2 protein-coding genes are annotated in these 2,929 nt (G+C 62.7%); one reads left to right on the top strand and one right to left on the bottom strand.

The genetic code is table 11. The features are described 5' to 3' along the window. Window positions 1–429: 429 nt before the first annotated feature. Window positions 430–2,442: an acetyl-CoA carboxylase biotin carboxylase subunit gene (locus NKH43_RS35130; protein WP_352862047.1), complete on the bottom strand. Its 2,013-nt coding sequence runs from the start codon at window positions 2,440–2,442 to the stop codon at window positions 430–432. 213 nt (window positions 2,443–2,655) lie between these two features. Between NKH43_RS35130 and NKH43_RS35125 the strand changes: the two genes are divergently transcribed. Beyond that, window positions 2,656–2,929, top strand: a 274-nt coding sequence (locus tag NKH43_RS35125; protein ID WP_352862045.1) for an alcohol dehydrogenase catalytic domain-containing protein, incomplete at its 3' end; no start/stop codon positions are given.

Raw genomic sequence — 2,929 nt, 5'->3', positions numbered from 1 at the left:
AACACGAGTCCAGCGGAAGCGATTGGAGCTTTGGAAGTTTAGAGCAACCGCCGAAGCTGCCAATCTCCCTCCTCGTGGGGGAGATGTCCGGCAGGACAGAGAGGGGCGCTGTCCCGCCGACCTCAGGCCGGAAACAAAAAACCCGCCACAGCGGGCGGGTCGTTGGAGCCAATTAGCACCATACCCAGATTAGTAGCATAGCTGCCGGCACAAAGCAAGAACAAAATACGCCACGACGGCAAAAAGCGAATTCCTCACGGCCTCGCCTGTCCCTCCTCCACTGAGCGTACCAACCCACTGCAAGGTCGCGTTTCTTCGCGCCCCTCTCTGTCCTGCCGGACATCTCCCCCACGAGGGGGGAGATTGGCCGTCACCTCGGCTTTCGCTAATCTCCAACGTGCCAGGCCGGCGCCGAGGCGGATTTCAGCCTTACGCGAATTCCATGATTACCGCGTCGACCGCAAGGCTGTCGCCGGGCTTGGCGTTGAGCTTCGATACGATGAGATCGCGCTCGGCGCGCAGCACGTTTTCCATCTTCATCGCCTCGACCACAGCCAGCGTCTCGCCGGCCTTGACCTCCTGCCCCTCGGCAACCGCGATCGACACGACGAGGCCAGGCATCGGGCAGAGCAGCATCTTCGACGTGTCCGGCGCCACTTTTTCCGGCATCAGCCTTTCGAGTTCGGCGGTTCGCGGCAGCATGGCGCGGGCTGTCACAGACATGCCTTTCCAGGCAAGGCGGAACCCGTTCAGCACCGGCCTGACCTGCGCCGCGACTTTGCGGCCGCCGACCGTGCCGCGCCAGATGAGATCGCCCGGCCGCCAGTCGGAGGTCACCCTCAGTGCCTTGCCGCCGTCGATTGTGAGGTCGAGCTCCATCGGAATGGAAATCATGCCTTCGACGATGGCGACCGAAAGATAATCCCGGCCGATCTTCACCGCCCAATCGCGTTTCAAGGCGCCGGAATGCGGCGCCAGCCGCCCGCCCAGCCGGTCGAGCCGGTCGCGGCGCAGCAGTTCGACCGCGGTGGCGATCGCGGCCAGCACCGCTTTCTCCTCGGCGTCTGGCACGATCGGCGCGAAGCCTTCGGGGTATTCCTCGGCGATAAAAGCGGTCGATATCAGCCCTTCCCGCCAGCGCGGATGCTGCATCAGCGCCGCCAGGAACGGTATGTTGTGCTCGATACCGTCGACAACGAACCTGTCCAGCGCTTCCGACATCGCATCGATCGCCGCCAACCGTGTCGGCGCCCAGGTGCACAGCTTGGCGACCATCGGATCATAGAACATCGAGATTTCCGAGCCTTCGGTGACGCCAGTATCGTTGCGGATGACTATTTCGCCAAATTGCCCCTCTTCCGGCGGCCGGTATCTCGTCAACCGGCCAATCGACGGCAGAAAGTTGCGATACGGATCTTCGGCATAGAGGCGGCTTTCCACCGCCCAGCCGTTCAGCTTGACGTCGCCCTGCTTGATGGCGAGCTTTTCGCCGGCTGCCACGCGGATCATCTGCTCGACCAAGTCGATCCCGGTGACCAGTTCCGTCACCGGATGCTCGACCTGCAAGCGCGTGTTCATTTCCAGGAAATAGAAGTTCTTGTCGCTGTCGACGATGAATTCGACCGTGCCGGCGCTCTGGTAGTCGACCGCCTTGGCCAGCGCCACAGACTGCTCGCCCATGGCTTTGCGGGTCTTGGCATCGAGGAACGGCGACGGCGCCTCCTCTACGACCTTCTGGTTGCGGCGCTGGATCGAGCATTCGCGCTCGCCGAGATAGAGCGTGTTGCCATGGGCGTCGGCGAGCACCTGGATTTCGATATGGCGCGGATCGACAATGAACTTCTCGATGAAGACGCGGTCATCACCGAACGAGCTTTTGGCCTCCGACCGCGCCCGGTCGAAGCCGTCGCGCACCTCTGCCTTGCTCCAAGCGATGCGCATGCCCTTGCCGCCGCCGCCGGCCGAGGCCTTGATCATCACGGGATAGCCAATTTCGCCGGCGATCTTTTCGGCATGGGCGGCGTTTTCGATGACGCCGAGCCAGCCGGGCACCGTCGAAACCTTGGCGGCGTTGGCGAACTTCTTCGATTCGATCTTGTCGCCCATTGCCTTGATGGCCTTGGGCTTCGGGCCGATGAAGACGATGCCTTCCTGCTCCAGCGCCTCGCAGAAGGATGCCCGCTCGGACAGGAAACCGTAGCCGGGATGCACGGCCTCGGCCCCTGTCGCCTTGCAGGCGGCGATGATCTTTTCCGGGGCCAGATAGCTTTGCGCGGCGGGAGAAGGGCCGATATGCACCGCCTCGTCAGCCATTTCGACATGCACCGCGTCGCGGTCGGCGTCGGAATAGACCGCGACGGTGGCGATGCCCATCTTGCGCGCCGTCTTGATCACGCGGCAGGCGATCTCGCCACGGTTGGCGATCAGGATCTTTGTGAACATGCAGGCCTTGTCCCTCGGCTGCCCTTCTTTTCCGGGCTTCCCGTTTTATGGGCTTCAGGGGGCCGGTCAAGGCAAAGTCGGAGCCTATCCCGGACGCAAATCGGCGAGCTCTGACGAAAATCCGGGATCAGAACGTCGCTTCGTGCATAGCGCAGAGCTGAGTGGTAAGTTAAATCTAACCTGGATTGCAGACTGCCATGGGAGGATTGCCTGATGAAAACGCGCGCCGCTGTCGCCGTCGCCGCCGGAAAGCCGCTGGAGATCATGGAGGTCGACCTCGAAGGTCCCCGTGATGGCGAGGTGCTGGTCGAGATCAAGGCAACCGGCATCTGCCACACCGACGAGTTCACACTGTCGGGCGCCGACCCGGAAGGCCTGTTCCCGGCAATCCTCGGCCATGAGGGCGCCGGCGTTGTCGTCGATGTCGGTAAGGGCGTCACCTCGGTCAAGAAGGGCGACCACGTCATCCCGCTCTATACGCCGGAAT

Origin of the sequence: Mesorhizobium sp. M1163, from assembly GCF_040318415.1 — a bacterium.
Taxonomy (GTDB): Bacteria; Pseudomonadota; Alphaproteobacteria; order Rhizobiales; family Rhizobiaceae; genus Mesorhizobium.
The sequence above is the reverse complement of the archived record's forward strand: the minus strand, read 5'-3'. Positions and strand labels throughout refer to the sequence as shown.

Coding starts and splice junctions, on each gene's coding strand:
- NKH43_RS35130 (WP_352862047.1), bottom strand. CDS start 2,442: ATGTTCACAAAGATCCTGATCGCCAACCGTGGCGAGATCGCCTGCCGC.